A 26,104-nucleotide genomic window follows, 5' to 3' on the forward strand; every position below is an offset into this window, starting at 1 on the left:
AAGACCGCGTGCGGCTAAGTTAAGCAATTTTTCGACGATACCTACCCAGCACAAACAGGGCGAAAAGCGTCAACGCACCAAGGCTTCCACCTTCTGCAGTGCCAGTAAAACTGCAACTGTTGGTTGAAATCCCGCCATGGCAATTGTCGCCATTTCCATCCGTCCCATCGCCATTGTCGCCTGAGTCACTGTCACCGCCTGAACCTGCATTCAAAATGAAGTCTGGTTTTAGAATGTGGCTGCTTGGAGGGTTAGTAGCCGTTATATAGCTTTGAATCCAGTCGTAATAATTGCTCACTCTGGTATAGAAACTCGGCTGCGTGACCGAGGCACAAATCGGCGTAATGAGCGGAATGCCGCTGACAATACCAATTTGTTTGCCAGTGACATCGTCAATCAAAGGACCACCACTGTCGCCTTTGCACACGTTATTGCCATATTGGGTGCGCTCATCAGGCTTCCAAGGCAACACTTCATTGGGCATGGTGCAGATTTTGGTCACGTTGGTTGGAGCTTCAATGATACCCGGTAGATCATTACCCAATTCCAATCGTTGATAGCAAGAGGTGATGGGCAAATAGGTTAGCTGTGTTTTTTGTAAGGTTTTAGCTGGCGTTGAAGCATCAGCAACTGTCGCTCCCCAACCGGAAGCAGTAACATTTTTGACACGGAGATTGGTGACAAACTCATCGTTCCAATCGCCATTGAGTCGACTTTCTATCTGGCTCATTTCTGCAACCGTTGGCAAATCAGAGAGAGGAATGCCCGTAACGGGACGATCAAGATAGAGCAATGCGATGTCACTATCTAAACTGGTGCTAACCAAGGTATAGCTACCATTACTATTGCTTTTGTATTTCGTTAAACGTGTGTATTTCGGGTGCACCACCACATGAGAAACGGCAAAGTAATTGTTTGTTGTCGAGCTATTAAGTGCAGGTGTTCTCGCTGTCACCGAAATATCGCTGGGCTTTGTCACATAATAACTCGCAACATTGTTACCTTCGCCCATGACAACACAATGTGCAGCAGTAAGTACCCACCGTTCGGCCACCATGGTCCCACCACAAATGGGGAATTCCGCCATATTACTGGCTCGGATTGTCACCCTGTAGGTTGCATCGGGGTCTTCTTCCCCCATAATGATAGCTTGAGAGTTCACACTTACGGCTAGCATCCCAATCAATAGAAACGTTTTTTTCCACATAATTTAAAGCCATTAATCGCTCAACTGCACTCATATTCGTGCAGTCCAAGCCATTGTGAAATCCTTGCCCCAAGAATATGCGAGGAATGTCCTTTCATCCCTTATTCCCTGCGCAACTGTTGCTTGGATAATGCAAAGTGACTCGCATCAAATTTGTTGCGGAAAAATGGTCTAGCTCCCAGATATTTATGCCATTTGTTTCTATAGTAAATAGAGAACGGAACTCTAGGAGGACACCATGATAAAAGTCGAAGATATGATGACTCGCCACCCTCATACCTTGTTGCGTTCACATACTCTTGCGGATGCAAAAAACATGATGGCAGCGCTCGATATCCGCCATATTCCCATTGTCGATGGGAACAAACAGCTTCTTGGCATCGTCACCCAGCGAGACATATTGGCCGCTCAAGAGTCAAGCCTCAACCGGACATCACAAGAGTCATCTTTTACCTTAGCAACTCCACTCTACGAGATGATGCACACCAGCATTATGACGGTGGAACCCAAAGCGGGATTAAAAGAAAGTGCAATTTATATGCAAAAGCACAAAGTGGGTTGTTTACCGGTGGTTGAAAAAGGCCATTTAGTCGGAATCATTACCGACACCGATTTTGTCACTATTGCGATCAATCTGCTGGAGCTGCAAGAAGAAGCCGAACCAGAAGAGTTAGAAGTCGAAGACGATTTGTAATTCCCGCGACACTCTTAGTAGCGAGCACCTTGTTTGTCCTGATAGGAAAAGAAAAAGAGCGGCTTTCGCCGCTCATGCAGTGGTTAATACCTAAAGATGGAAAGGTATTAATGGAACTGGTCTTCTTCGGTAGAGCCCGTCAGTGCCGTGACTGAAGAGTTACCACCTTGGATGGTGTTGGTCATCTTATCAAAGTAACCCGTACCCACTTCTTGTTGGTGTGCAACGAAGGTGTAGCCTTTTTCCGCCGCTTCAAATTCAGGACGCTGAACTTTCTCGACGTAGTGGCGCATACCTTCACCTTGAGCATATGCGTGTGCCAGTTCAAACATGTTGAACCACATGTTGTGAATACCAGCTAGGGTGATGAACTGATACTTGTAGCCCATATCTGCGAGTTCTTGTTGGAACTTAGCAATGGTCTCAGCATCCAAGTTTTTCTCCCAGTTAAATGATGGCGAGCAGTTGTATGCCAACAGTTGGTCTGGGTATTCCGCATGAATAGCCTCAGCAAACTTACGCGCTTCTTCAAGACACGGAGTTGCCGTTTCACACCAAATAAGATCCGCATATGGCGCATAAGCAAGGCCACGTGAGATCGCTTGGTCAATACCAGCACGTACACGATAGAAGCCTTCCTGAGTGCGTTCGCCAACAATAAAGTCCGCATCGTATGGATCGCAGTCAGAAGTAAGAAGATCTGCTGCGTTAGCATCGGTGCGTGCGATAACGAGAGTCGTTGTACCTGCCACATCAGCCGCCAAGCGAGCCGCAACCAGTTTTTGCACCGCTTCTTGCGTGGGTACCAATACTTTACCGCCCATATGGCCACATTTCTTCACCGAAGCCAATTGATCTTCAAAGTGTACACCCGCAGCCCCCGCTTCAATCATCGACTTCATTAGCTCATACGCATTCAGTACACCACCAAAGCCCGCTTCTGCATCGGCAACGATAGGCAGGAAGTAATCAATTCCACCCTCTTCTGGCGACTTACCATTCGACCATTGGATTTGGTCTGCGCGACGGAACGAATTGTTAATGCGTTTGACGACTGAAGGAACCGAATCCACAGGGTAGAGTGATTGGTCTGGGTACATGGTCGAGGCGGTGTTGTTATCCGCTGCAACCTGCCAACCTGATAGGTAGATCGCTTCTATCCCCGCTTTAGCTTGCTGCACCGCTTGGCCACCGGTTAGTGCGCCTAGACAATTCACATAGCCTTTTTTCGAGCTACCATTCACCAACGACCACAACTTGTCGGCACCACGCTGCGCGATGGTATTTGCTGGCACCATAGAGCCGCGCAATGCAACCACTTCTTCTGCTGTGTAGGTACGTTTAACATGTTTCCAGCGAGGATTGGTTGCCCAATCTTTTTCTAGAGCTTCGATTTGTTGGCGGCGAGTTAAATTAGTCATCGGTCTTTCCCTCTGTTGATGAGCGCTGATTATTAAAATTGAGTGCGCTATATTTTCCATTTCGTTAGCGGTACATCCTGCTCCGCCATTGAAGGTTCACGTTATTGGTTGTTGATTGGTTTACTCATTAATCCAGGTAGTCATAACCCGGTACGGTTAAGAAATTGGTTAGCTCGTCGCTGGTGGTCAAAGTAGCCATCAACTCGGCAGCTTCATGGAAACGGCCTGAGTCAAAACGAGTCTCCCCCACTTCTTGTTTCACGACTTGAATCTCTTCGTCGAGATAACGCTTAAACAACGCTTTGGTCACCACTTCACCGTTATCTAACGACTTACTATGCTGAATCCACTGCCAGATAGAAGCGCGTGAGATCTCTGCCGTTGCCGCATCTTCCATCAAGCCATAAATCGGCACACAACCATTCCCAGAGATCCATGCTTCAATATATTGCAATGCAACGCGGATATTGTGTCTCATACCTTGTTCTGTTCTTGCTCCATCACAAGGCTCCAGTAACTGTTTAGCAGTAATCGTCGCATCGTTTTGGCGAGTGACATCAAGCTGGTTTTTACGCTCACCTAGAGCACGATTAAACACGTCCATGGCGGTATCAGCTAAACCAGGATGCGCCACCCAGGTGCCATCATGACCATTGTTGGCTTCGAGTGACTTATCGTTTTGGATCTTATCCAATACCTTTTGATTCTCTTGTGGGTCTTTGGCTGGGATAAAAGCGGCCATCCCTCCCATCGCAAACGCACCGCGTTTATGACAGGTGCGGACAAGTAAACGCGAGTAAGCATTGAGGAACGGCTTGTCCATGGTAACCACCTGACGATCCGGCAACACACGGTCTGGGTGCTTTTTCAGTGTTTTGATATAGCTAAAAATGTAATCCCAACGGCCACAGTTGAGGCCAACAATATGCTCTTTTAACGAGAAGAGAATTTCATCCATTTCAAAGACGGCAGGCAGCGTCTCAATCAGTACCGTTGCTTTGATCGTGCCTGTATCCAAACCGAAATACTCTTCGGTGAAATGAAACACTTCGCTCCACCATTTCGCCTCATGATGCGACTGCAATTTGGGGAGATAGAAGTAAGGACCACTGCCTTTTTGCAACAACGCTTTGTGGTTGTTAAAGAAATAAAGTGCAAAATCAAATAAGGAACCTGGAATGATCTGACCGTGCCACGTTACATGCTTTTCTTTTAAATGAAGGCCGCGAACACGGCAGATCAACACCGCTGGATTTTCCGCCAGCTGATAATGCTTGCCATTGTCAGGGTTGGTGTAGGAGATGGTGCCATTGACCGCATCACGCAAGTTGATCTGGCCATCTAACACCTTATCCCACGCGGGAGACATCGAGTCTTCGAAATCCGCCATAAAGACTTTTACATTGGCGTTTAGAGCATTGATCACCATTTTGCGGTCGGTTGGCCCGGTAATTTCGACTCGACGATCTTGCAGATCGTTGGGAATCCCCAAAACTTTCCAGCTCCCTTCTCGAATATCCTGAGTCTCTGCCAGAAAATCAGGCAACTCTCCTTGATCGATCTTGTTCTGTCTCTCTTCTCGGGCAGTTAACAATTGATCGACGCGCGATGAGAATCGCTCACACAGCTGAGATAAAAAGGTTTGGGCTTCAACAGGGAAAATAGCTTGATGTTCAGGAGACAGCACTCCCGTGACTTCAAGCGTGCCTTGGGTCTGTTGTTCAGTCTGTGTGTTTTCTTTGTCGGGCGTTTGAGCAAGCATCATTATTCTTCCTTTCATTTTGCTAATAGTGAACAACAAACAACATTTGTAAGTTTAAAACCACACTTAAAAACCTACGGGCTTGCGTGTTATTTCACTTAGCATCTCGTCTTTACGCTTATAACATCCATGATGCGCAGTTGATTTACAATCTAGACATAAGTCTTACAAGCCTTTAAATAACTTACACCAACAAGCATTAGAGTAAAAGTTCAAAAGTAAACAAAAAGTTAAATTCAAAGTTTTATTCCGTTTCAAACAAGTGATTGATTTTTTACTGATATTTGTAATTTATTACGTAATTAAATTACACAACAACTTTGCTGATGAACAAGTTTTAAACGGCCGTATGAATTTTAAAAAAGGTGCGGTAACCCTTTATCATAGAGGCTCTACGCCAACGAATGGGACAATAATTAAACAGAGAAACTGGTTGAGTATGTAAAATTAACAATGTGAAATTTCACAATTTTATGAAAGGTTCATCAAAGATGGTGTGTAAAATTTTACAAGCCAAGCGTGTTGAATAGAATAAAATGCTAAAAAGCACACCATTACCAGTGTGCCTTTTGATGTTTGAAGGAAAAATCAGGCTACTACTATTTGCTAAAGCAGTTCAGAAACCACTTCAGCCAGTTGATTAAATGTTTTCGTGCGCGAAGAACTCGGTCGCCAAACCAAGCCGATATTACGATAAGCCTGCTGACCGGGTGGTTCAACGACAACCAAATTCTGGTTGTCCAACAAACCGTGATCGATAGCCATTTGAGGAATAAAGGTGGTGCCTAAACCATTGGCCACCATTTGCACTAAGGTATGCAAACTGGTCGCACTAAATGGGTTAATTTTCTCTTTGTCAGTCAGTTTGCAGGCCGACACCGCGTGCTCGGTCAGACAATGTTCTTTTTCCAATAAAAACACCGACTCATCAGGCAAGTCGTCATATTTGATTGGCACTTTAATCGCCCCGACTTGGTTTCGACTGATCACCATTTTAAAAGGATCTTGCCCAACAACGCGACTTTCCATCCCATCGATCTCAACCGGTAAAGCAAGGATCAATACGTCCAATTCACCATGACGTAAAGCCGTCAATAGGTTGGTTGTTGTATCTTCACGCAATAAAAGATTCAGTTGAGGAAAACGTTGGTTGATCTCTTGTACTAAATCGCACAACAAAAATGGCGCGATGGTAGGAATACAGCCCAGTTTCAGTTGCCCTTGCATACTATCACCCTGACACAAGTTCCCCAACTCAACGAGATCTTGCCCCTTTGCCAATAGCTCTCTGCCATGCATTACCACCAGTTCACCTGCCTGAGTAAAAACCAATGGGCTTTTTTTGTCTTTTTTCTCATAAAGCGGGCAACCAATTAGCTCCTCAAGATTTTGGATACCTTTACTTAAGGTCGATTGACTGACAAAACAACGTTCAGCGGCATCACTAAAATGTCGCGTTTCATGCAAAGTAATAAGGTAGTGCAACTGCTTCAGACTGGGCCATTTATTCATAAAATTATTAATACTTACCATCGTTTGTATGATTAACTCGATAGAATTGCTCTTATCGCTTTTTTCGATGAAGTTAATCTATTTAATTCGCTTTTTTCAATACTACAATCTGTACTATAGTTTGTCGCGTACAAACACGGACTAAACCCGAAACTTAGATTGTGGTTTAGAAACAATACATTTTTAGGAGCAAAAAAATGGTACTAGTAGGTCGTCAAGCCCCTGATTTTACTGCTGCTGCTGTTCTAGGTAACGGTGAGATCGTTGATAACTTCAATTTTGCAGAGTTTACTAAAGGTAAGAAAGCGGTTGTTTTCTTCTACCCACTAGACTTCACTTTCGTTTGCCCATCTGAGCTGATCGCATTCGACAACCGCTACGAAGATTTCCAAGCGAAAGGTGTTGAAGTTATCGGTGTATCTATCGACTCTCAGTTCTCTCACAACGCATGGCGCAACACGCCAGTTGAGAACGGTGGTATCGGTCAAGTTAAATACCCTCTAATTGCTGACGTTAAGCACGAAATCTGTAAAGCGTACGATGTTGAGCACCCAGAAGCAGGCGTTGCTTTCCGTGGTTCTTTCCTAATCGACGAAGATGGTCTTGTACGTCACCAAGTAGTAAACGATCTGCCTCTAGGTCGTAACATCGACGAAATGCTACGCATGGTTGATGCTCTGAACTTCCACCAGAAGCACGGCGAAGTATGTCCTGCTCAATGGGAAGAAGGCAAAGCAGGTATGGACGCATCACCTCAAGGTGTTGCAGCGTTCCTATCTGAGCACGCAGCTGACCTTAAAAAATAAGGTTCTTTAACACCCGAGCTCAAACGGGTGAATGGTTGGAAGTTCTCAAAGAGAGACAATAAAACAATAGATTGCGGAAACCGCAACGCGCCAATCAGTATAAAGTAAAGTCCTTCCAAAGCCCGATGCATTGCGTCGGGCTTTTCTTTTTCGCGCAAAACATCCTTCTAAACCCGGTAATTGAAGCGAAAAAGTTTACCCCTATTCTTCACCATGCTCCTGCTATGATGAACTTCTGTTCTCTCTATTCAAACGAAAAAACATGAGTTACCAAGTCGAAGTTTGTATCGATAATATCGAATCTCTACACAATGCTCTTGAAGGTGGCGCGACTCGGATTGAGCTTTGCTCATCCCTCGCGTTAGGTGGGTTAACCCCTAGCTATGGGTTTATGGCCCTCGCGGCAAAATTGTCGACGGTTCCGGTTTACGCCATGATCAGGCCAAGACAAGGAGACTTCTTATACAGCGATGATGAATTTGCAATCATGCAGCAAGATATTTTGTCTGCTCAGCAAGCAGGCCTACAAGGCGTGGTATTTGGCCTGCTGACAGCAGATGGCGATATTGATGTTGCAAGAACCCGTGTATTAGTCAAACTCGCCCACTCGCTAGAGCTTGGCGTGACTTTTCACCGTGCTTTTGATCAATGCCGAGTGCCCTTTACCGCTTTAGAGCAGATCATTGACCTTGGATGCGAGCGAATCTTGACCTCTGGGCTTGCCGCCAGTGCCCCGCTAGGTAAAGAAACGCTGACTCAGCTCGTGGCTCTCAGCCAATCACGCCTCGCTATCATGGCAGGCGCAGGAGTCTCCCCCGATAACGTTGCCGAACTGACACAGACAACGGGGGTTAAAGAGCTGCATCTTTCAGGCAAGAGCACTCGCCCAAGCAAAATGACCTTTATTGCTTCTGACAGCAAGATGGGCGCAACTGATCAAGATGATTTTATTATCCCAATTACCCATGCAGCCACCATTCGCAATACCGTATTAGCTCTCAAATCAATCAGCTAACTGCCCGAATTTCCTCCTTCAATGCTATGATTTAACAAAGCAAAGGAGGGCGTATGGGAAAGTTGAAAAAGAAGTTCTATGAACATGAACTCGAGAGTTTGCAAATCGAGCTAGTCAAACTGCAAGAATGGGTTAAGTTCAAAAAACTCAAAGTGGTTGTGATATTTGAAGGTAGAGATGCCGCTGGGAAAGGCGGAGTGATCAAGCGCATCACCGAGAAACTTAACCCTCGTGTTTGTCGAATCGCCGCACTGCCAGCGCCAACTGAGAAAGAAAAAACGCAGTGGTATTTTCAACGCTATGTCGCGCATTTACCTGCCGGCGGTGAAATCGTGCTGTTTGATCGCAGCTGGTATAACCGCGCTGGCGTAGAAAAAGTGATGGGGTTTTGCACCGATGATGAATACGAAGAGTTTCTACGTTCTTGCCCAGAATTTGAACGCATGCTACAGCGTTCAGGTATTGTGCTCCTAAAATACTGGTTCTCGGTTTCCGATGAAGAACAGGAGAAACGCTTTATCGAACGCATCAACACCCCAATAAAGCGCTGGAAATTCAGCCCGATGGACTTAGAATCACGTAACCGCTGGGCTGAATATTCAAAAGCTAAAGATGAAATGTTTGCTTATACCGACACCAAACATTGCCCATGGTGGGTGGTTCCCTCGGATGATAAACGCCGAGCACGACTCAACTGCATCAGCCATCTATTGAGCAGTATTGATTACCAAGAAGTGGTTCATCCACCCGTTACGCTTCCTGAACTCAACAAAGAAGGGTATGTTCGTTCTCCAGCAGAAGAGCAAACCTTTGTTCCTTTTAAATACTAATTGACACAATATGGCTAAAGATCTTTTTTACTCTCTCGATTTGAACTTATTGCGCACTTTCATGGTGCTCTACCAAGAAAAAAACATGCGTAAAGCATCAAAGCGATTGTTCGTTTCGCAGCCAGCAATTAGCCAAGCACTACAGAAGCTGCGACATCATTTTGGTGATGAGCTGTTTGTCAAAGTCCCCACCGGTTTAGAAGCCACTCCATTTACTGAAACCGTGTTGACGGCCATTACGCCGCATCTCGACGGACTGGCTTCAGCGCTCAATCAAACCCATGAGTTCAATCCCATCGAGCTTTCTGGTCGGATTAAAATTGCGCTTTCACCTATTGTTATGGCCTCTTTAACTGGCGCTTTGTTTACTCGCTTTATCACCCAAGCACCGAATTGTACGATTGAACTGGTCGGTTGGAATAGAGACACCTTCACTGGCCTCCAACAAGGAACTATCGATTTCGGTGTGAACTTAGAACAAAATGTTCCGCAAAATATTTCTTGTAAAAAGCTGGTCGAACTGACCGGAAAACTGATTGTAAGACGTGGTCATCCGATTGATAAACAAACAGTGACAGCAAAAGATCTCGAGCCTTACCCGATCGCTTCCATTATCACCCCAGGATGGAATGACAACTTTACCCATGCGGCGCAGCTGATGGAAAAAGAAGGCGCCACTCCAACCGTTGGTTTTCGCTCAGAAATCATGCTTGCCGTGATCGATATTGTTCAACATACCGACTACTTTATGCCTCACTCCAATTTGTTTCCCCTCGCGCAATACCCCACCCTAAGAGCGCTTAATATTTTGGTTGCTGGACAGCCGTTTACGCATGGTGTATTTAGCTACTACCACAGCAGAAATCGTAATAATCCATTGATGCATTGGATACATCACGAAATCAAAACTGTCCTTGAAAATCAGCTTAGCGATAACTTAAGCTTATCGCCAAAATAACCAACCAATATTAGATAACCAAACACTTATCAATCATTATTGCCATCAGAAATTGTCATGTGAAACAAGGAATCGATTTCTGAGGCAAATTGATGGTTACAAGCAACCCTACCATATCAATACTTGCCTCTTGCTGAAGGATTAGACGAATCCCGTTTGCTCATTAGCCGTGAGCCCAACTTCAAGATTGTAGGTATTGATATGAAAAAATCACTGATGTCGCTGGTCATTACTAGCTCACTTGTTTTAGCTGGTTGTTCCTCTAGCGCCAACAACGCTGGCCATTCAGGTACAGAAGCGACACCTGATCGACTTCCACCAGTATGGCACTCACCAGAAGACGCAGTAAACACACCGGATCGCCAACCACCGCTATGGGGTGGTCCAACTGACGAAGGCCACACCCCAGATCGCCAGCCACCACTATGGGGAGGCCCAACTGACGATACTAATACGCCCGATCGTTTGCCACCAACTTGGAATGACCCTGAGCAACCCCCGATGTGGAACTCACCGCTTTACTCTTACGTGATCGACGGCGATAAAATTACCGACGCCAATGGTAATGAGTACACAATTTCACGTGAACATTGGATTAGCAATGAATTTACTGTTCAAGATAAAGATGGCAACGTCTATTGGGTTCGAAGAGTGACGTCCGGTGAACACATTGGCAGTTTCGCGATCTTCCATAACGGCGATGTTATTTATGTCGGTGGTGACACCGTTAAGGGTGGTATCGCTCCAGCACTTGAAGCAGCAAAACCTAAGTTGGACCGTCAAGCAGTAAGAGATACGATTCGCGCGCGAATCAACCAATAACGTCTTCTCCTTTTCTTTGGCTCCCATTGTGGGAGCCTCTCTCTGAACAGGTATTTTCATGAGCAAAAAAGCAATGGCCTTTTGCTGCTTAATTATTAGTGAAGCAGTTCAAGCGGGCTTTAATGTTTCAATTGAAAAGGACTTAATTGAACTCAGTGTATCTGCCGCCATCACCGAACAAAGCTATTTGTACATTGGCACAGATAGTAATGAATGGTTAGGCGTTGGCGTTGGTTATCAACATCGCTTGTCATCAAAATGGACCACTAATGCCTACTACGAGTTTGGCTTGGAAAATGATTGGCTGATGAATGACATGCTAGAAGTTGATGGGGTGAAAACCAAAAGCCATTTTTTAGATTTTTCAACCACACGTCGCTTTGATGACTATTCAATTAAAATGGGCATCACTGGGGAGTTTACGCGCAACGGCTTCACTTGGATTACCGTAGATGATTCTGACAAATATTCGATATATGCCTCAGCGGCTCACTACTTTCAGCATATCTACCTTACTGGCCGATACGAACATCATTACGCCATTGATCGCTCAGACATGATCTACTTTAATCAGGGGCACGCCAATGAATGGGAGTTCTCAATCGGCACCATGCGCTCAATATGGGCAATTTACCCTTATCTTAAGGCCACTATTTTAAGTCCTAATGGTACCTATTACGGAAGCCAAAACACCAGTGTGAACTGGACGGTGGGCGGAAGTATTTCGTTTTAGTCGTCATGATAAGCATAGGTTATTAAATAGATAATGATTACGACTTATGCATGGACAAACTTAATCACTAATATAGCCGCATACAGGAATGGAACTCCATCTTCATACAATCAACTTTTGGGTAATATCATGAAAAAGATGGCGATAATTCTCTCTTCACTTATTTGTTCGACTGCATTTGCAGGAATCACGATTTCTCCAGATCTCAAGTTAGGCCCCTATAAAGGTGCAGGTATTCAATTGGGTATGAGTGATGTACTTGGCTTTGATGCTGTCTTTGCGGAAGTGGCAAAAACTCGTTATGAAAGCAGAGCTTACGATGAAGAGATTTACTCGTATCGTGCTGGAATACAACAAATGTTGGGTGAGTCCAAGCAGCAAGGTTTCCAAGCAAGCCTTGGATTAGCCAAATATGATGGGAGTTTCTTCAATGAGCACAAAAACACACACGGTGTCAGTATTAGCGCCAATTACGTGTTCCAAGCGAACCAACATTTGTTTTTACGCGCCGGTTTCGAAGTTGACGTGTTTGATATAAACACCACATTCATTCCTGCCGACACGTCACCCAACTTTAATCTCGGTTTTGGTTTACGCTTCTAAACACTACTTAAGTGCGTCATTGATGCCTTGATCGCCCAGATGACGCACATCTTTGCCTTTGACAAAGTAGATAATGTATTCGCAGATATTTTGACAACGATCCCCCACTCGCTCAATCGCACGAGCCGACCACATCACCTGAAGGATGTTGGGAATGTTCTTCGGATTTTCCATCATATAGGTCATGAGCTGACGAATCACCGCCTCATATTCCGCATCAATTTTGTCATCCATCTTGTGCACTTCAGCTGCGGCATCAACATCCATTCGAGCAAACGCATCTAGCACTAAATGGAGCATTTGAATCGCTTGACGAGCGAGTGGCTCTAGCGAAACATTAAACTGACGTTCTTTCGAGGAAGGACTTTCGATTGCCACGTAGGCCATTTTGGTTGCTACATCACCAATGCGTTCTAGATCCGTAATGGTCTTAATAATCGCCATAATCAAACGCAAATCTTTGGCCGTTGGCTGACGTTTCGCAATGATGCGGGTACACGCGTCGTCAATCGACACTTCCATCGCATTGACTTTATGATCATCGCGCACCACGCGCTTCGCCAAATCGAGATCATCATTGTGCAGCGCCTGCATAGCAAAAGAGAGTTGCTGTTCAACCAGTCCACCCATGGTCAATACGTGGGTGCGGATAGATTCAAGCTCAACGTTAAACTGCCCAGAAATATGACGCCCGAAATGCATAATGATCCTTATTGTTTGTGTTTGACTAACCGTAACGGCCAGTGATGTAGTCTTCCGTTTGCTTTTTCATCGGTGAGGTAAAGATGGTATCTGCATCGGAATATTCTATGAGTTTCCCCATATGAATGAACGCGGTGTAATCGCTCACTCGTGCGGCTTGCTGCATGTTATGAGTAACAATCACGACAGTATATTGAGTCTTGAGGTCGTTGATAAGCTCTTCAATTGTTAAAGTTGATATAGGATCCAAAGCAGAGGTCGGTTCATCTAAAAGCAGCACTTCTGGCTCTATGGCTATGGCACGGGCAATCACCAATCGCTGCTGTTGCCCACCAGAGAGACCAAAGGCATTTTCATGTAGGCGGTCTTTCACTTCATCCCATAACGCCGCCGAGCGTAAAGATCGCTCTACTGCGTCATCAAGCGTTCGGCTATTTTTCACACCTTGCAAGCGTAAACCATACACCACATTTTCATAGATAGATTTAGGAAATGGATTGGGCCTTTGAAACACCATCCCGACCCGACGCCTTAAGGTTGCAACGTCGACACTAGGATCGTAAACATTGCTGCCATACAGCTTAACGCTGCCTGTCACTTTGCATCCTTCCACCAGATCGTTCATGCGATTGATACAACGCAGCAACGTTGACTTACCACAACCTGACGGACCGATAAATGCCGTCACTCTCCCTTTGGGAATGCGCATCGAAATGTCGTACAGTGCCTGACTTTGACCATAGTGCAGATCCAAGTTCTCAATCGTAATGGCCGTTTTATCGTCAGGCAGATTATTCACATCTAAAGGGGCGTGATAGCCCAATGTGTCATTGAAAGAATACATCTTAGTCTTGCCCCAATGTTCGATATTTTTCGCGTAAATTATTGCGGATACTGATGGCCGTTAAGTTCAAGCCGACAATGACCGTCACCAACAAAAAGGACGTGGCATACACCAGTGGTCGCGCTGCTTCGATGTTCGACGTTTGGAAGCCCACATCGTAAATATGAAAGCCAAGGTGCATAAACTTACGTTCAAGATGAATGTACGGAAACTGTCCATCCACAGGCAAACTGGACGCAAGCTTAACCACACCCACCAGCATTAATGGTGCTACTTCCCCAGCTGCACGGGCGATGGCCAGAATCAGCCCAGTAATGATGGCAGGGGTCGCCATCGGCAACACCACTCGCCACAATGTCTCAAATTGCGTCGCTCCGAGCGCAAGTGAACCGTGACGAACCGAGCTGGGAATACGTGTTAGGCCCTCTTCTGTGGTCACAATGACCACGGGCAGCGTCAATACAGCCAATGTCAATGCAGACCAGAGCAAACCCGGTGTACCAAACGTTGGCGCTGGCAATCTTTCTGCGTAAAACAAACTGTCGATCGAGCCGCCGATGGTATAGACAAAAAATCCCAAGCCAAACACCCCATAAACTATCGAAGGCACCCCGGCGAGATTGATCACTGCAATGCGGATCACTCTGGTAAAGGCATTGTTTTTCGCATACTCATGGAGGTAAATCGCTGCAATCACGCCCAAAGGCATGACAATAATCGACATGATCAACACTAGGAACACGGTACCAAAGATGGCTGGAAATACACCACCAGCAGAGTTTGAATCTCGAGGGTTTTCTGACAAAAACTTCCAAATTTCGGCCCCCCATCGCGCCACCTTATCCAAAGGAGACATCTGATTGGGCAACCAATAATCAAGAATTTCACTTAAAGGGATCGATATCGTCTGACCCGACATTTCTTCCACCAACAAAGTGTATCCCGTGAGCTGCAAACGCAGGCCATCAAGCTGTAAATCGTAGTTGGCCAACTCTTTTTCGTAGTACTCTCGCTCCGCTTGATAACGTTGAAGGTACTCGTCAGTGAGCGAGCCATTCAACTCTTTACGACGCTTATCTAAGCGCAATTGTTCCAGTTTCCAGCTCAGGGGTTTGATATTGCTTTCCACCAGCAAAGCGATCTCTTCTCTTAAACGTGCTGCGTAGTGCAATTTCTCATCGAGCAACGGGAAAATGTTTTCGCTGGTTTGTGTATCACCATCGCGAAAAGCGATGTATCGACCGAAAAAGTCACCCCCACTGCTGCGTTCAAACACCACGATATCTTCTGGCGTCGTGGGTTCGCTCAACTGAGATTGTAAAACCGAAATGAACTCTGAAGGGTACAAGCCTCGGTTGGCCACTTTAATCTTGATCCGCACGACATCGTCTTGATCAGGCTGCCACGCCTGCAATGAGGGAGGCAACTGTGAATGCCCGACATCATTACGTTGATACACTTGCCCAATCAGAAGGCTACCTACATGGGTGTTGGGCATTTGTTGCGGCGAAGATTGTAATACTGTCCACTGATAAACGGGGGCCGGCCAAAAGTAGTTCAGTCCTTTCCAGCCGATAAGCAATAACAATGTCAACACAGAGAGCAAGCTGATGCTCACGGCACCGCCAGTTAACCATATCCAAGGTGCGCCTGAACGAATCCAATTCAGCACGGTAGGGCTCCTAACAAACATCTGTGATTAAAGGGCACGATATTTATCTCTCAATCTTTGGCGGACCCATTCCGCTACGGAGTTTACGGCAAAAGTAAACACAAACAGTAGCAAAGCCGCTAAGAACAGCAAACGGAAATGAGAGCTTCCTACTTCAGACTCAGGTAGCTCGACGGCGATGGTAGCAGAGAGCGTCCGCATGCCTTCCAAAATATTCCAATCCATCAATGGCGTATTTCCTGTCGCCATCAGCACGATCATGGTTTCACCCACAGCGCGCCCAAGCCCCATCATCACAGCAGAAAAAATACCTGGGCTCGCGGTTAACAACACCACATGCATTAAGGTTTGCCACGCCGTTGCTCCTAAGGCCAATGAACCGTCAGAGAGGTGTTTGGGAACGGAGAAAATCGCATCTTCTGCGATGGTAAAAATCGTCGGGATCACCGCAAAACCCATCGCTAATCCCACCACCATGGCATTCCTTTGATCGAAACCGATCCCATGCTGCGACAGAAACAGACGAATATCACCCTCAAACAACAATGACTCTAGTCCGGGAGCAAATTCTACTCCCATCATCACCACTAGCACCATGCTTGGCATTAAGATCACGGCATGCCAACCATTAGGAACTTTATGCCGCCAAGCAGAAGGAAGGAGCATCCAGCCCGCACCAACTACCACGGTACTTAACGGCAATACCACCATCAAAGTCACAACATTGATCAAATGCTGCTCAACAATCGGCGCAAACCACAAGCCGGCAAGAAAACCAATGATCACCGTTGGCATAGCCTCCATCAATTCGATGGAAGGTTTAACGATACGGCGCATTTTCGGTGCCATAAAATAACCGGTGTAAATAGCCCCTAATACCGCGATCGGTACCGAGAACAGCATGGCAAACAAAGCCGCCTTGATGGTGCCAAATGCAATAGGAACAAGGCTGAACTTCGCTTCAAAGTCATCGTTCGCTGACGTTGATTGCCAAACAAACTCAGGTTCAGGGTAACCTTCGTACCATACTTTTTGCCACAACGAAGAAAGAGAGATCTCCGGATAAGGGTTGTCCACCGTCGCTAAACTTAATCGCCCGGGAAAGTAAGTCAGCAAGAATTGTTCATTATTCGACATGGCTGCCAATTGTGGCGCTTGGCTATACGCTCTCAAAAAGAGCGCCAGCTTTTCACTGGTCGTATAATGACTTTGTAATGTGCCATTGGTGTAAAAACTGTAAAAGCCTTTACGGTGTGTATCGGGGAGCAAAAATTGTACTTCTGAGGCCAATTTAAAATCACGTATGTGAGTGAGTTGTCGCTTCTTCTCTTGCCGGGTATCAAACCATTGCGAAACTCGGCCATCATCGTGCGTCACAAGCAGTGAGTAAGCACCTGCCAGTAAAACCATATTGCGGACCGAGTGCTTTTTGTCCCCCAATGTTAAATCCACCACTTCTCGAACATAAAACGTGCGGTCACGTTTCTTCGCGACCATCAGTTCGGAAGCAGTACGTAGATATATCGTTTCCCCATCCGGCGTAATCAGCAACTGATCCACATGTGGGATTTGTGATGGAAACTGAAAATCGATTTGTGTCGATTCGCCATTCACATTCTGTGTCCAACGCGTCTTTAAGGTACCATCTCGCATCAACCACACTAACGTCGGTGAGGATTGTGTACTGCTAAAAGCAAATCGCTCAACATCAGCACCTTGCGCTGCGATTTGAAAATCATAGGTCGGGCGGTAAAACTCAACTTCTGGCGGCTGAACATTCTGTGCCAGTGAGCTGTTAAAACGCGGTTTAAAGAGCGTCACTTGACCTTGCTGAGTCACAAAACCATACGTATCCAATGCTGCTATACTTTGTGCAAACGCAACTGGCTGTTCTGTGATGGATACGTCCAAAATAGGTTTCGCATTGTCTAACTGCCAAAACGTTAAACGGCCTTGTTGCGTAATGGTTAAGGCTCGGAGGCCATAGTCATCAACAGCCAACGCCAAAGGCTTTTCCACAGCGATAGGCATGGAGAGCTTGTTAGGCTCCAACTTGGCGTCAGAAAAAAGCGGCAAAACCACCATAGCAAGGTAGACAAAAATCAGCACCAACGCTGCCAATACGCCAACACCACCACAGGTTACCGCCATGCGAACCAAGCGATCTTTTAACAATCTCGACTTGTCTCTGGTCTGCAATGTGAATTCGGCTCTGGCCATCGAATTTTTCTACCCTTTTTGACGTGCTGACATAATATTTCGTTAAGATGACAATTATATTACAGATCACATTAACCATATGAAAATAATACAACTATTATGATAGTCATGGTATGAAATAAATCTGTAACAAAAAACACATACTGTGCCTCCTTATTGAGTCCATTTTTAATTACATGATCAACGTCAGGCCAATTTATGAGTGCGGATAAATTCTATATAGAAAAAGAGCTTAGCTGGCTGTCATTCAATGAACGGGTATTACAAGAAGCCGCCGATAAAACCGTGCCGCTCATTGAGCGCATTCGCTTTCTTGGTATCTTCTCCAATAACTTGGATGAGTTTTACAAAGTGCGATTTTCGGATGTAAAACGCCGAATTTTGATTAATCGAGAGCAAGGTGGCAACGACATTTCAAAGCACTTGTTGTCAAAGATGCAGAGCAAAGCCTTAAAACTCAACGAACGCTTTGATGAACTTTACAATGAACTGATCCGAGATATGGCAAGACGGCATATTTTTCTCGTCAACGAAAGCCAACTCGATGAGGCTCAACAAAAATGGATCGTCAAATATTTCCAGAAAGAAGTATTGCCTCACATCACTCCGCTGATGTTGACCGATGAAATTGACGTCCTGCAGTTTTTGAAAGACGAGTATGCGTACATCGCTGTGGAGTTGAAACAACAAGAACAGGCCAAATATGCCTTGCTGGAAATCCCCACCGATCACCTTCCTCGCTTCATTATGGTGCCAGAGCAAAAAGGCAAACGTAAGAAAACCATTATTTTGCTCGACAACATCATTCGCTTTTGCCTTAACGATATCTTCCGTGGTTTTTTTGACTACGACGAACTCAATGGCTATGCAATGAAAATGACCCGAGATGCCGAGTACGACTTGCGTCATGAAGTTGAATACAGCTTGCTAGAGCAGATGTCTGAAGGCCTAAGCCAACGACTCACTGCGTTGCCCGTGCGTTTTGTTTACGAGCGAGAAATGCCTGAAGAGATGCTGAAGTACCTTTGCTTTAAGCTCAAAATCTCTCACTACGACAGTTTGATTCCTGGCGGTCGTTATCACAATTTCAAAGACTTTATCGCCTTTCCAAACGTTGGACGCGACTACTTGGAGAACAAACCGCTGCCACCATTGGCCTGCGCTGATTTTGAAGGCTACGCCAACGCATTTGATGCCATTCGCAATCAAGATATTCTCCTGCACTACCCTTATCACAGCTTTGAGCATATTACGGAGCTGGTGCGTCAAGCCTCATTCGACCCCAAGGTGGTCAGCATCAAAATCAACGTTTATCGCGTTGCGAAGAATTCACGCTTAATGAACTCATTGATCGATGCGGTGCATAACGGCAAGCGAGTCACCGTGGTCGTTGAGCTACAAGCACGCTTTGATGAAGAGGCCAATATTGAATGGTCAAAACGCCTAACCGATGCGGGCGTGCACGTTATTTTTGGTGTACCAGGAATGAAGATCCACGCCAAATTATTATTGATAACGCGACGTGAAGAAGACGATTTCGTGCGCTACGCGCATATTGGTACCGGTAATTTCCACGAGCGAACAGCCCGTATCTACACCGACTTCTCTCTGCTCACCGCCGATCAAGAACTCGCGGCGGAAGTACGCGGCGTATTTGCCTACATAATGAATCCTTTCCGCCCAATAAAGTTTCGCCACTTGATCGTCTCACCACGGAACTCTCGCTCACAACTTTATCGGCTATTGGACAACGAAATCCACAACGCCCAAGCTGGGAAAAAAGCCACCATTACCCTCAAGGTGAATAATCTGGTTGATAAAGGACTGATCAGTAAACTTTATGCGGCCAGCAGCGCTGGGGTGAAAATTCGCATGATCATTCGCGGTATGTGTTCATTGGTTCCAGGGTTAGAAGGAATCAGTGAAAACATTGAAATCATCAGTATCATTGATCGATTCTTAGAACACCCACGCGTGTTGGTTGTCCATAATGATGGAGAACCGTTAGTCTATATCTCTTCTGCCGACTGGATGGAGCGTAACATCGATAACCGTATTGAAGTCATGTCTCCAGTGCGTGATACACGCATCAAACAGCGCATTATCGATATTCTCAACATCCAATTTACTGATACAGTGAAGGCACGCCGCATCGACAAAGAGATGAGCAATAATTATGTTGAACGCGGCAATCGCAAAAAAATACGTTCTCAGATAGCCATCTACGACTATCTTAAAAATGTTGAGAAACATACGCGCAAGCAAAAGGGGCAAGTAGAACCGAATGACAACAACCAATAGTCGAGATATTGCCGCTATCGACCTAGGCTCCAACAGTTTTCATATGGTGGTGGCCAAAGTCGTCGATGAAGATCTGCAATTAATTAGCCGCCATAAGCAACGTGTGTACCTTGCTGATGGATTAGATAGCGAAATGAATCTGAGCCATTCGGCAATGGAGCGAGGGCTCGAATGCTTAGCGATGTTTGCCGAACGACTGCAAGGGTTTGAACCAGAGAATGTTCGCATTGCGGCCACGCATACTCTACGCCAAGCACACAATGCCCATCTGTTCTTACAACGCGCTAAACAAGTCCTCCCCTTCCCCATCGAAATTATTCCGGGAGAAGAAGAAGCGCGTTTGATCTATCTGGGTGTTGCACACACACAACTAGAAGTCTCCTCTAAGTTGGTGGTTGACATTGGCGGAGGCAGCACCGAACTGATCATCGGTCGCGATTTTGAACCGGAGCTACTCAACAGTAAGCAAATGGGCTGTGTCAGCTTTACCAGTCGTTACTTTTCCAACGGGAAAATTACCAAAAAGAACATCAACAAAGCGATCACCGCTGGTGAACAGAAACTGGAGTCCATCGCCAGCCAGTATCGTAAGAAAGGCTGGGAAATAGCCTATGGTTCATCAGGCTCTATTAAGGCGATTCATGAAGTACTCGTTGGTCTAGGTTTTGAAGATGGCATCATTACTCAAAATCGGCTCGGCACTTTGATCGAAATGCTGTGTAACTTTGACACCATCGATGACATTCAACTAGCTGGCCTCACTGACGAGCGAAAACCCGTGTTTGCAGCTGGCGTCGCCATTCTGATGGCGGTTTTCCAGACGCTAAAATTGTCAGAAATGCACTATTCTGACGGTGCGCTTCGTGAAGGTTTACTCTATGAAATGGAAACGGGCTTTGCACGTTCAGATCTGCGTATGAGAACAACCGAGAACTTAGCTAAGAAGCACTTGGTGGATTTGGAACATGCTGCACGTGTAAAAGGCTTGGCCGGTGAACTGCTTGAACAAGCACATAAAAAGTTGGGCATAATCCGTGAGAGTGAGCTGGCCCATTTACTGGAATGGGCAGCTCTCCTTCATGAGGTCGGATTGAGCATCAGTCTGCGTGGTTTTCATCGCCATTCAGCCTACATCTTACAACACACCAACATGCCGGGCTTTAACAGCGAGCAACAACTGTTGCTTGCTTCACTCACACGCTATCAGCGTAAATCGCTCAAACTTACCGAATTGCCCGAGTTCCATCTCTACACTAGAGAACAAGTGATCAATCTGATTCGCCTTTTGCGCCTTGCCATTCTCATCAATGGTCAGCGCAACGATGATCCACTGCCAGAATTTACTTTGGACGTGAACGATGATCATTGGTTACTCAGTGGCAAAGACAAAGATTGGTTAGAGAACAACAAATTGCTTTCTGCCGACTTACAAAGTGAGCAAGAACGTTGGTCACAAGTGAATTGGAAGCTGGAGCTTAAATAATCCCCAAAATCGCTTCGATAAATGAAAGAACCCCACGTGTTAAGTGGGGTTTCTGGTGATTAGTCACAGGAGCAAAGCTTTTCTCTTGGGAGAATGCTCAGCTACTGATGAGCAACAATCTGATCGTTACTCACGATAAGCTGTATTTTCTTATCCGGTAGCACCGAGCCCGCCAAAATAGATTTCGCCAGTGGGTTCTCGATACTTTGCTGAATCGCTCGTTTCAATGGTCTTGCTCCGTAAACCGGGTCAAAACCAACTTGTGCGATCAATTCGAGCGCTTTATCAGACACTTCCAACTGATAGCCATGCTCTTCCATGCGATTCGCCAAGCGGTTAAGTTGAATCGCTGCGATCGACTTAATATGATCTTGACCAAGTGGGTGGAAGACCACTGTCTCATCAACACGGTTCAAAAACTCCGGCCTGAAGTGCTTGGTCACCACTTCCATCACCTGTTCTTTGATGCCTTGGTAATCCAACATAGCGAAGTTTTCTTGGATGCGGCTGGAGCCTAGGTTTGATGTCATGATGACCACGGTATTGCGGAAATCCACTGTTCTACCTTGTCCATCCGTCAATCGACCATCATCCAAGACTTGCAGCAGGATGTTGAACACATCAGGATGCGCCTTTTCCACCTCGTCGAGCAAAATTACTGAATAAGGCTTACGTCGAACGGCTTCCGTTAAGTAACCACCTTCTTCATAACCCACATAGCCAGGAGGTGCACCGACTAAGCGTGCCACTGAGTGTTTCTCCATAAACTCGGACATGTCGATACGCACCATGGCATCTTCACTGTCGAACATGAAATTCGCCAACGTTTTGCACAGTTCCGTTTTCCCCACACCGGTTGGACCTAAGAATAAGAACGAACCAATCGGTTTATTGGGATCGGACAAGCCAGCGCGGCTGCGACGTATTGCATTCGCAACAACTTCCACCGCCTCTTTCTGCCCAATAACGCGTTTATGCAGCACCTCTTCCATGCGAAGTAGTTTTTCTTTTTCTGCTTCAAGCATTTTGGAGACAGGGATACCCGTTTGCTTAGAAAGCACTTCCGCAATTTCATTATCGGTGACTTTGTTTTTCAACAAGGTCATTTCCTGCATTTCTGCTTGCGTTGCTAGGTCAAGTTGCTTCTCAAGCTCTGGAATACGGCCATATTGAAGCTCAGACATGCGGCTAAGATCCCCCGCTCGTCTTGCAAACTCCATATCCATGCGTGCTTGCTCTAACGCCGCTTTAATATGCTGAGTGCCAGACAGCGCGGCTTTTTCCGCGTTCCAAATTTCCTCTAACTCAGCAAACTCACGCTCTTTCTCATTCAACTCTTCGTTAAGTGAGCGCAGACGTTTTTCACTCGCTTCATCGTGTTCATTACTCAGCGCCTGTTGCTCTATCTTGAGTTGGATGATTTTGCGCTCCAACTTATCCAGAGCTTCGGGTTTAGAATCGATCTGCATGCGAATACTGGATGCGGCTTCGTCGATGAGGTCGATCGCTTTGTCCGGTAATTGACGATCAGAAACATAGCGATGCGACAAACTGGCCGCAGCAACGATCGCAGGATCGGTAATTTCAACGTGATGGTGCAGCTCATAGCGCTCTTTTAAACCACGCAAAATCGCAATGGTGTCTTCCACTGTTGGCTCATCCACCAGCACTTTTTGGAAGCGGCGCTCAAGTGCTGGATCTTTCTCGATATACTGACGATACTCATCGAGTGTCGTGGCACCCACACAATGTAACTCACCACGTGCCAATGCGGGTTTGAGCATATTGCCTGCATCCATCGAACCTTCGCCTTTACCTGCACCAACCATGGTATGCAACTCATCAATAAAGAGGATGATATTGCCTTCTTCTTTAGACAACTCATTCAATACCGATTTAAGTCGCTCCTCAAACTCACCACGGTACTTCGCTCCAGCCACCAACGCGCCCATATCGAGTGACAACACTCGGCGACCACGCAGACCTTCAGGCACCTCGTTGTTGATGATGCGTTGTGCTAAACCTTCAACAATGGCGGTTTTACCGACACCTGGTTCACCAATGATCACGGGGTTGTTTTTGGTTCGACGCTGCAATACTTGGATGGTGCGACGAATTTCATCGTCACGACCAATCACAGGGTCTAGTTTGCCCTGCTCTGCACGTTCCGTCAGATCAATGGTAAATTTCTCTAACGCTTGGCGAAGTTCTTCCGCATTTTGATCATTCACTTTTTGACCACCGCGAATTTGCTCGATAGCTTGACTCACTTTCTGTTCAGTTAAGCCAAGTTCTTTGAAGAGCTGACCAAGTGGTCCTCTATCTTCGATTGCTGCGAGCAAAAAGATTTCAGATGAGATGTAAGCATCTTGGCGTTTTTGCGCAATCTTATCGCACAGGTTAAACATCGCGCCCATGGCTGAGGAGAGCTGTACATCACCACCAATACCGCTCACTTTGGGTAAGCGATCCAGCATTTCGCTGAGTTTTGAACGTAGGTGAGTGACATCCACATTTAAGATGGTCAGCAGTGGACGAATAGGGCTGCCGTTTTGATCAAGCAGCGCCACCATTAAGTGAACAGGTTCAATGTATTGATGATCGCGCCCTAACGCCAATGATTGTGCATCAGAGATAGCGATTTGAAATTTGCTGGTAAATCGATCAAGACGCATAGCTACCTTCCTAACCTCAACTGAAGTAAATTCTTTAATCAGTATGAAAGATGGCTACGCAAAAATCGTTTTTCAAGGGGGAACTAAAAACTAACGCTCGGTAAAATAAAACTGACGTTAGTCAAACCAGATAAAGCTCGCTTGACGCCCAGTGACACCTTCGCGACGGTAAGAATAGAAGCGTGAATCTTGATAGGTACACAAATTAGAAGAGTAAATCGCCTCAACCCCAATTGAAGAGAGACGAATACGCGCTAACTGATCCATATCTGCCAACCACTTGTTTGGTGTGGTATGAGCAGAAAACGCATTCACTGCTTGAGGGTGTTGTTGACAAAAGGCCTCCACCACATCGTCTCCGACTTCAAAAGCCTGAGGACCGATCGCAGGACCAAGCCAAATCAGCACATCTTGTGAAAATTGACGAAGTGCTTCCTCAACGATTCCACCCGCTAAACCACGCCAGCCAGCATGCACGGCTGCAACTTGTGTCCCTGAGGTATTGGTGATTAAAACGGGTAAACAATCGGCAGTCATCGCACTGCAAACGACACCAGAAGAATGGGTAAAAACCCCATCAGCATCAAGGATTACTTCGGTTGGAACTGTGGCTTCCATCACCGTCGTGGAATGAGTTTGATTGAGCCAAATCGGTGCACTCGGCATCTGAGCCTGTTCGGCTAACCATTGACGATTTCTCATTACTATTGAAAAATCATCCCCAACATGTGTGCCTAAGTTCAAACCAGCGTAAACGTCCGTCGAATAGCCACCTTGGCGAGTCGTCGATAATGCTTTGACATTCTTAGGCGCTGGCCAGTTGGGGATAATCATCAATCAATACTCGTCTGGTAAACCATGCTCTTGTGCATCACGACGTAAAGTTTCAGTCAACTCAACCATATCGTCTGGCACCGGCGCATGGAACTCCATCTCTTCACCCGAGATCGGATGCTCAAAGCGCAGCATCACTGCATGAAGCGCTTGGCGATCAAAGTTTCGGATCATTGCCGTAACCTCTTCAGAAGCGCCCGCTGGAATTCGCGCACGCCCACCGTAAGCCGCATCACCTAATAATGGATGTTGTAGGTAAGACATATGCACACGAATCTGGTGAGTACGGCCAGTTTCAAGACGCAAACGGATACGCGTGTGCTCTCGGAAATGCTCCGCCACTCGGAAATGCGTCACAGCAGGCTTACCCATGGGGCTCACCGCCATTAAGGTACGTTTTGTTGCATGGCGGCCAATCGGTTTATCGACTTTGCCCCCCGCCGTCATTCGACCAATGGCAATGGCTTCGTATTCACGCGTAATATTGCGTTTTTGAAGAGCACGCACCAAACGTGTTTGTGCCGGTACGGTTTTCGCCACAACCATCAGACCCGTGGTGTCTTTGTCCAAACGGTGAACAATGCCTGCACGCGGCACTTCCGCCACTTCAGGACAATGGAACAACAATGCGTTTAACACTGTACCGTCTGGCGTACCAGCCCCTGGGTGGACGACAAAATCACGAGGCTTATTGATCACTAAGATATCGTCATCTTCATAGACAATATCCAGTGGAATATCTTGCGCTTCCCAGCGCACTTCATCTTCCAGCTCACCCAAAACAGTAATCACTTCCCCGCCCATTACTTTCGTTCTAGGTTTGGTGACTACGCTCCCGTCCACGGTAACTTTTCCTTCAAGCAACCATTCTTTCAGGCGCGAGCGAGAAAAGTCAGCGAACAACTCTGCGATAGCTTGATCTAGGCGTTGGCCTAATTGACTATCTTTTACGGTATTTGTTAATTCAATCTGCTGAGCCATATGGAACTTTTTTAAAAACTGTGAGACTA

At 46.1% G+C, this 26,104-nt stretch carries 21 protein-coding genes; 10 read left to right on the forward strand and 11 right to left on the reverse strand.

Features of this window, described 5'->3' with window-relative positions; all coding sequences use genetic code 11:
- Positions 1-19: 19 nt before the first annotated feature.
- A complete protein-coding gene (locus FC652_RS07170; RefSeq protein WP_176298040.1) occupies positions 20-1,207 on the reverse strand; it encodes a trypsin-like serine protease in 1,188 nt (395 codons plus the stop codon).
- A gap of 238 nt (positions 1,208-1,445) precedes the next feature.
- Between FC652_RS07170 and FC652_RS07175 the strand changes: the two genes are divergently transcribed.
- On the forward strand, positions 1,446-1,901 hold the full coding sequence (locus tag FC652_RS07175; RefSeq protein ID WP_176298041.1) for a CBS domain-containing protein: 456 nt from the start codon (positions 1,446-1,448) through the stop codon (positions 1,899-1,901).
- A gap of 107 nt (positions 1,902-2,008) precedes the next feature.
- Here FC652_RS07175 and aceA read toward each other — a convergent pair whose 3' ends face one another.
- The 3 genes from aceA to FC652_RS07190 form a co-directional block, all read right to left on the reverse strand.
- Positions 2,009-3,322, reverse strand: coding sequence for an isocitrate lyase (gene aceA, locus FC652_RS07180; RefSeq protein ID WP_026050315.1), 1,314 nt, complete (start codon positions 3,320-3,322; stop codon positions 2,009-2,011).
- Positions 3,323-3,449: 127 nt separating this feature from the next.
- Positions 3,450-5,084: a malate synthase A gene (gene aceB / locus FC652_RS07185; protein ID WP_176298101.1), complete on the reverse strand. Its 1,635-nt coding sequence runs from the start codon at positions 5,082-5,084 to the stop codon at positions 3,450-3,452.
- Positions 5,085-5,690: 606 nt separating this feature from the next.
- Positions 5,691-6,596, reverse strand: coding sequence for a hydrogen peroxide-inducible genes activator (locus FC652_RS07190; protein WP_176298042.1), 906 nt, complete (start codon positions 6,594-6,596; stop codon positions 5,691-5,693).
- Positions 6,597-6,793: 197 nt separating this feature from the next.
- On the opposite strand from FC652_RS07190, the gene FC652_RS07195 reads away from it, so the two are divergent.
- The 7 genes from FC652_RS07195 to FC652_RS07225 all read left to right on the forward strand — a co-directional run bounded on the left by FC652_RS07195 (position 6,794) and on the right by FC652_RS07225 (position 12,363).
- A complete protein-coding gene (locus FC652_RS07195; RefSeq protein ID WP_176298043.1) occupies positions 6,794-7,402 on the forward strand; it encodes a peroxiredoxin C in 609 nt (202 codons plus the stop codon).
- Positions 7,403-7,664: 262 nt separating this feature from the next.
- Complete coding sequence (locus FC652_RS07200; protein WP_176298044.1) at positions 7,665-8,417, forward strand: copper homeostasis protein CutC; 753 nt, start codon at positions 7,665-7,667, stop codon at positions 8,415-8,417.
- Positions 8,418-8,470: 53 nt separating this feature from the next.
- Positions 8,471-9,247 (forward strand): polyphosphate kinase 2, encoded by a 777-nt coding sequence (gene ppk2 / locus FC652_RS07205; protein ID WP_176298045.1) that lies wholly within the window; start codon positions 8,471-8,473, stop codon positions 9,245-9,247.
- Positions 9,248-9,257: 10 nt separating this feature from the next.
- Entirely contained in the window at positions 9,258-10,205 is a 948-nt protein-coding gene (locus tag FC652_RS07210; protein WP_176298046.1) for a LysR family transcriptional regulator, read from the forward strand.
- Positions 10,206-10,406: 201 nt separating this feature from the next.
- Complete coding sequence (locus FC652_RS07215) at positions 10,407-11,027, forward strand: hypothetical protein (RefSeq protein ID WP_255199142.1); 621 nt, start codon at positions 10,407-10,409, stop codon at positions 11,025-11,027.
- A gap of 58 nt (positions 11,028-11,085) precedes the next feature.
- Complete coding sequence (locus tag FC652_RS07220) at positions 11,086-11,760, forward strand: hypothetical protein (protein ID WP_176298048.1); 675 nt, start codon at positions 11,086-11,088, stop codon at positions 11,758-11,760.
- A gap of 129 nt (positions 11,761-11,889) precedes the next feature.
- On the forward strand, positions 11,890-12,363 hold the full coding sequence (locus tag FC652_RS07225) for a hypothetical protein (protein ID WP_176298049.1): 474 nt from the start codon (positions 11,890-11,892) through the stop codon (positions 12,361-12,363).
- Positions 12,364-12,366: 3 nt separating this feature from the next.
- On the opposite strand, the gene phoU is transcribed toward FC652_RS07225, so the two are convergent.
- From phoU to FC652_RS07245, 4 genes are read right to left on the reverse strand one after another with little or no spacing between them, the layout of a single operon-like run.
- On the reverse strand, positions 12,367-13,065 hold the full coding sequence (phoU, locus tag FC652_RS07230) for a phosphate signaling complex protein PhoU (protein WP_176298050.1): 699 nt from the start codon (positions 13,063-13,065) through the stop codon (positions 12,367-12,369).
- Positions 13,066-13,090: 25 nt separating this feature from the next.
- Positions 13,091-13,909: a phosphate ABC transporter ATP-binding protein PstB gene (gene pstB / locus FC652_RS07235; protein WP_176298051.1), complete on the reverse strand. Its 819-nt coding sequence runs from the start codon at positions 13,907-13,909 to the stop codon at positions 13,091-13,093.
- A gap of 1 nt (position 13,910) precedes the next feature.
- The gene (gene pstA, locus FC652_RS07240) at positions 13,911-15,581 is read right to left on the reverse strand and encodes a phosphate ABC transporter permease PstA (RefSeq protein WP_176298052.1); all 1,671 of its coding nucleotides are present in this window, start codon (positions 15,579-15,581) and stop codon (positions 13,911-13,913) included.
- A 27-nt stretch (positions 15,582-15,608) separates the two neighbouring features.
- The gene (locus tag FC652_RS07245) at positions 15,609-17,801 is read right to left on the reverse strand and encodes an ABC transporter permease subunit (RefSeq protein WP_176298053.1); all 2,193 of its coding nucleotides are present in this window, start codon (positions 17,799-17,801) and stop codon (positions 15,609-15,611) included.
- 198 nt (positions 17,802-17,999) lie between these two features.
- On the opposite strand from FC652_RS07245, the gene ppk1 reads away from it, so the two are divergent.
- Both ppk1 and ppx read left to right on the forward strand, forming a co-directional pair.
- Positions 18,000-20,102 carry a polyphosphate kinase 1 gene (ppk1, locus tag FC652_RS07250; protein WP_176298054.1) on the forward strand — a complete coding sequence of 701 codons (2,103 nt, stop codon included), beginning with the start codon at positions 18,000-18,002 and terminating at the stop codon, positions 20,100-20,102.
- Positions 20,086-21,585, forward strand: coding sequence for an exopolyphosphatase (gene ppx, locus FC652_RS07255; RefSeq protein ID WP_176298055.1), 1,500 nt, complete (start codon positions 20,086-20,088; stop codon positions 21,583-21,585). The genes ppk1 and ppx overlap by 17 nt, the downstream gene beginning before the upstream one ends.
- Positions 21,586-21,686: 101 nt before the next feature.
- Here ppx and clpB read toward each other — a convergent pair whose 3' ends face one another.
- The 3 genes from clpB to rluD form a co-directional block, all read right to left on the reverse strand.
- A complete protein-coding gene (gene clpB / locus FC652_RS07260) occupies positions 21,687-24,260 on the reverse strand; it encodes an ATP-dependent chaperone ClpB (protein ID WP_176298056.1) in 2,574 nt (857 codons plus the stop codon).
- A 117-nt stretch (positions 24,261-24,377) separates the two neighbouring features.
- Positions 24,378-25,094, reverse strand: coding sequence for a peptidoglycan editing factor PgeF (gene pgeF / locus FC652_RS07265; protein ID WP_176298057.1), 717 nt, complete (start codon positions 25,092-25,094; stop codon positions 24,378-24,380).
- A 3-nt stretch (positions 25,095-25,097) separates the two neighbouring features.
- Positions 25,098-26,075 (reverse strand): 23S rRNA pseudouridine(1911/1915/1917) synthase RluD, encoded by a 978-nt coding sequence (gene rluD / locus FC652_RS07270; RefSeq protein WP_176298058.1) that lies wholly within the window; start codon positions 26,073-26,075, stop codon positions 25,098-25,100.
- Between the last annotated feature and the right edge of the window lie 29 nt (positions 26,076-26,104).

The sequence above is a fragment of the Vibrio sp. 05-20-BW147 genome, from assembly GCF_013369385.1.
In the GTDB taxonomy this organism is placed as follows: Bacteria; Pseudomonadota; Gammaproteobacteria; order Enterobacterales; family Vibrionaceae; genus Vibrio; species Vibrio floridensis.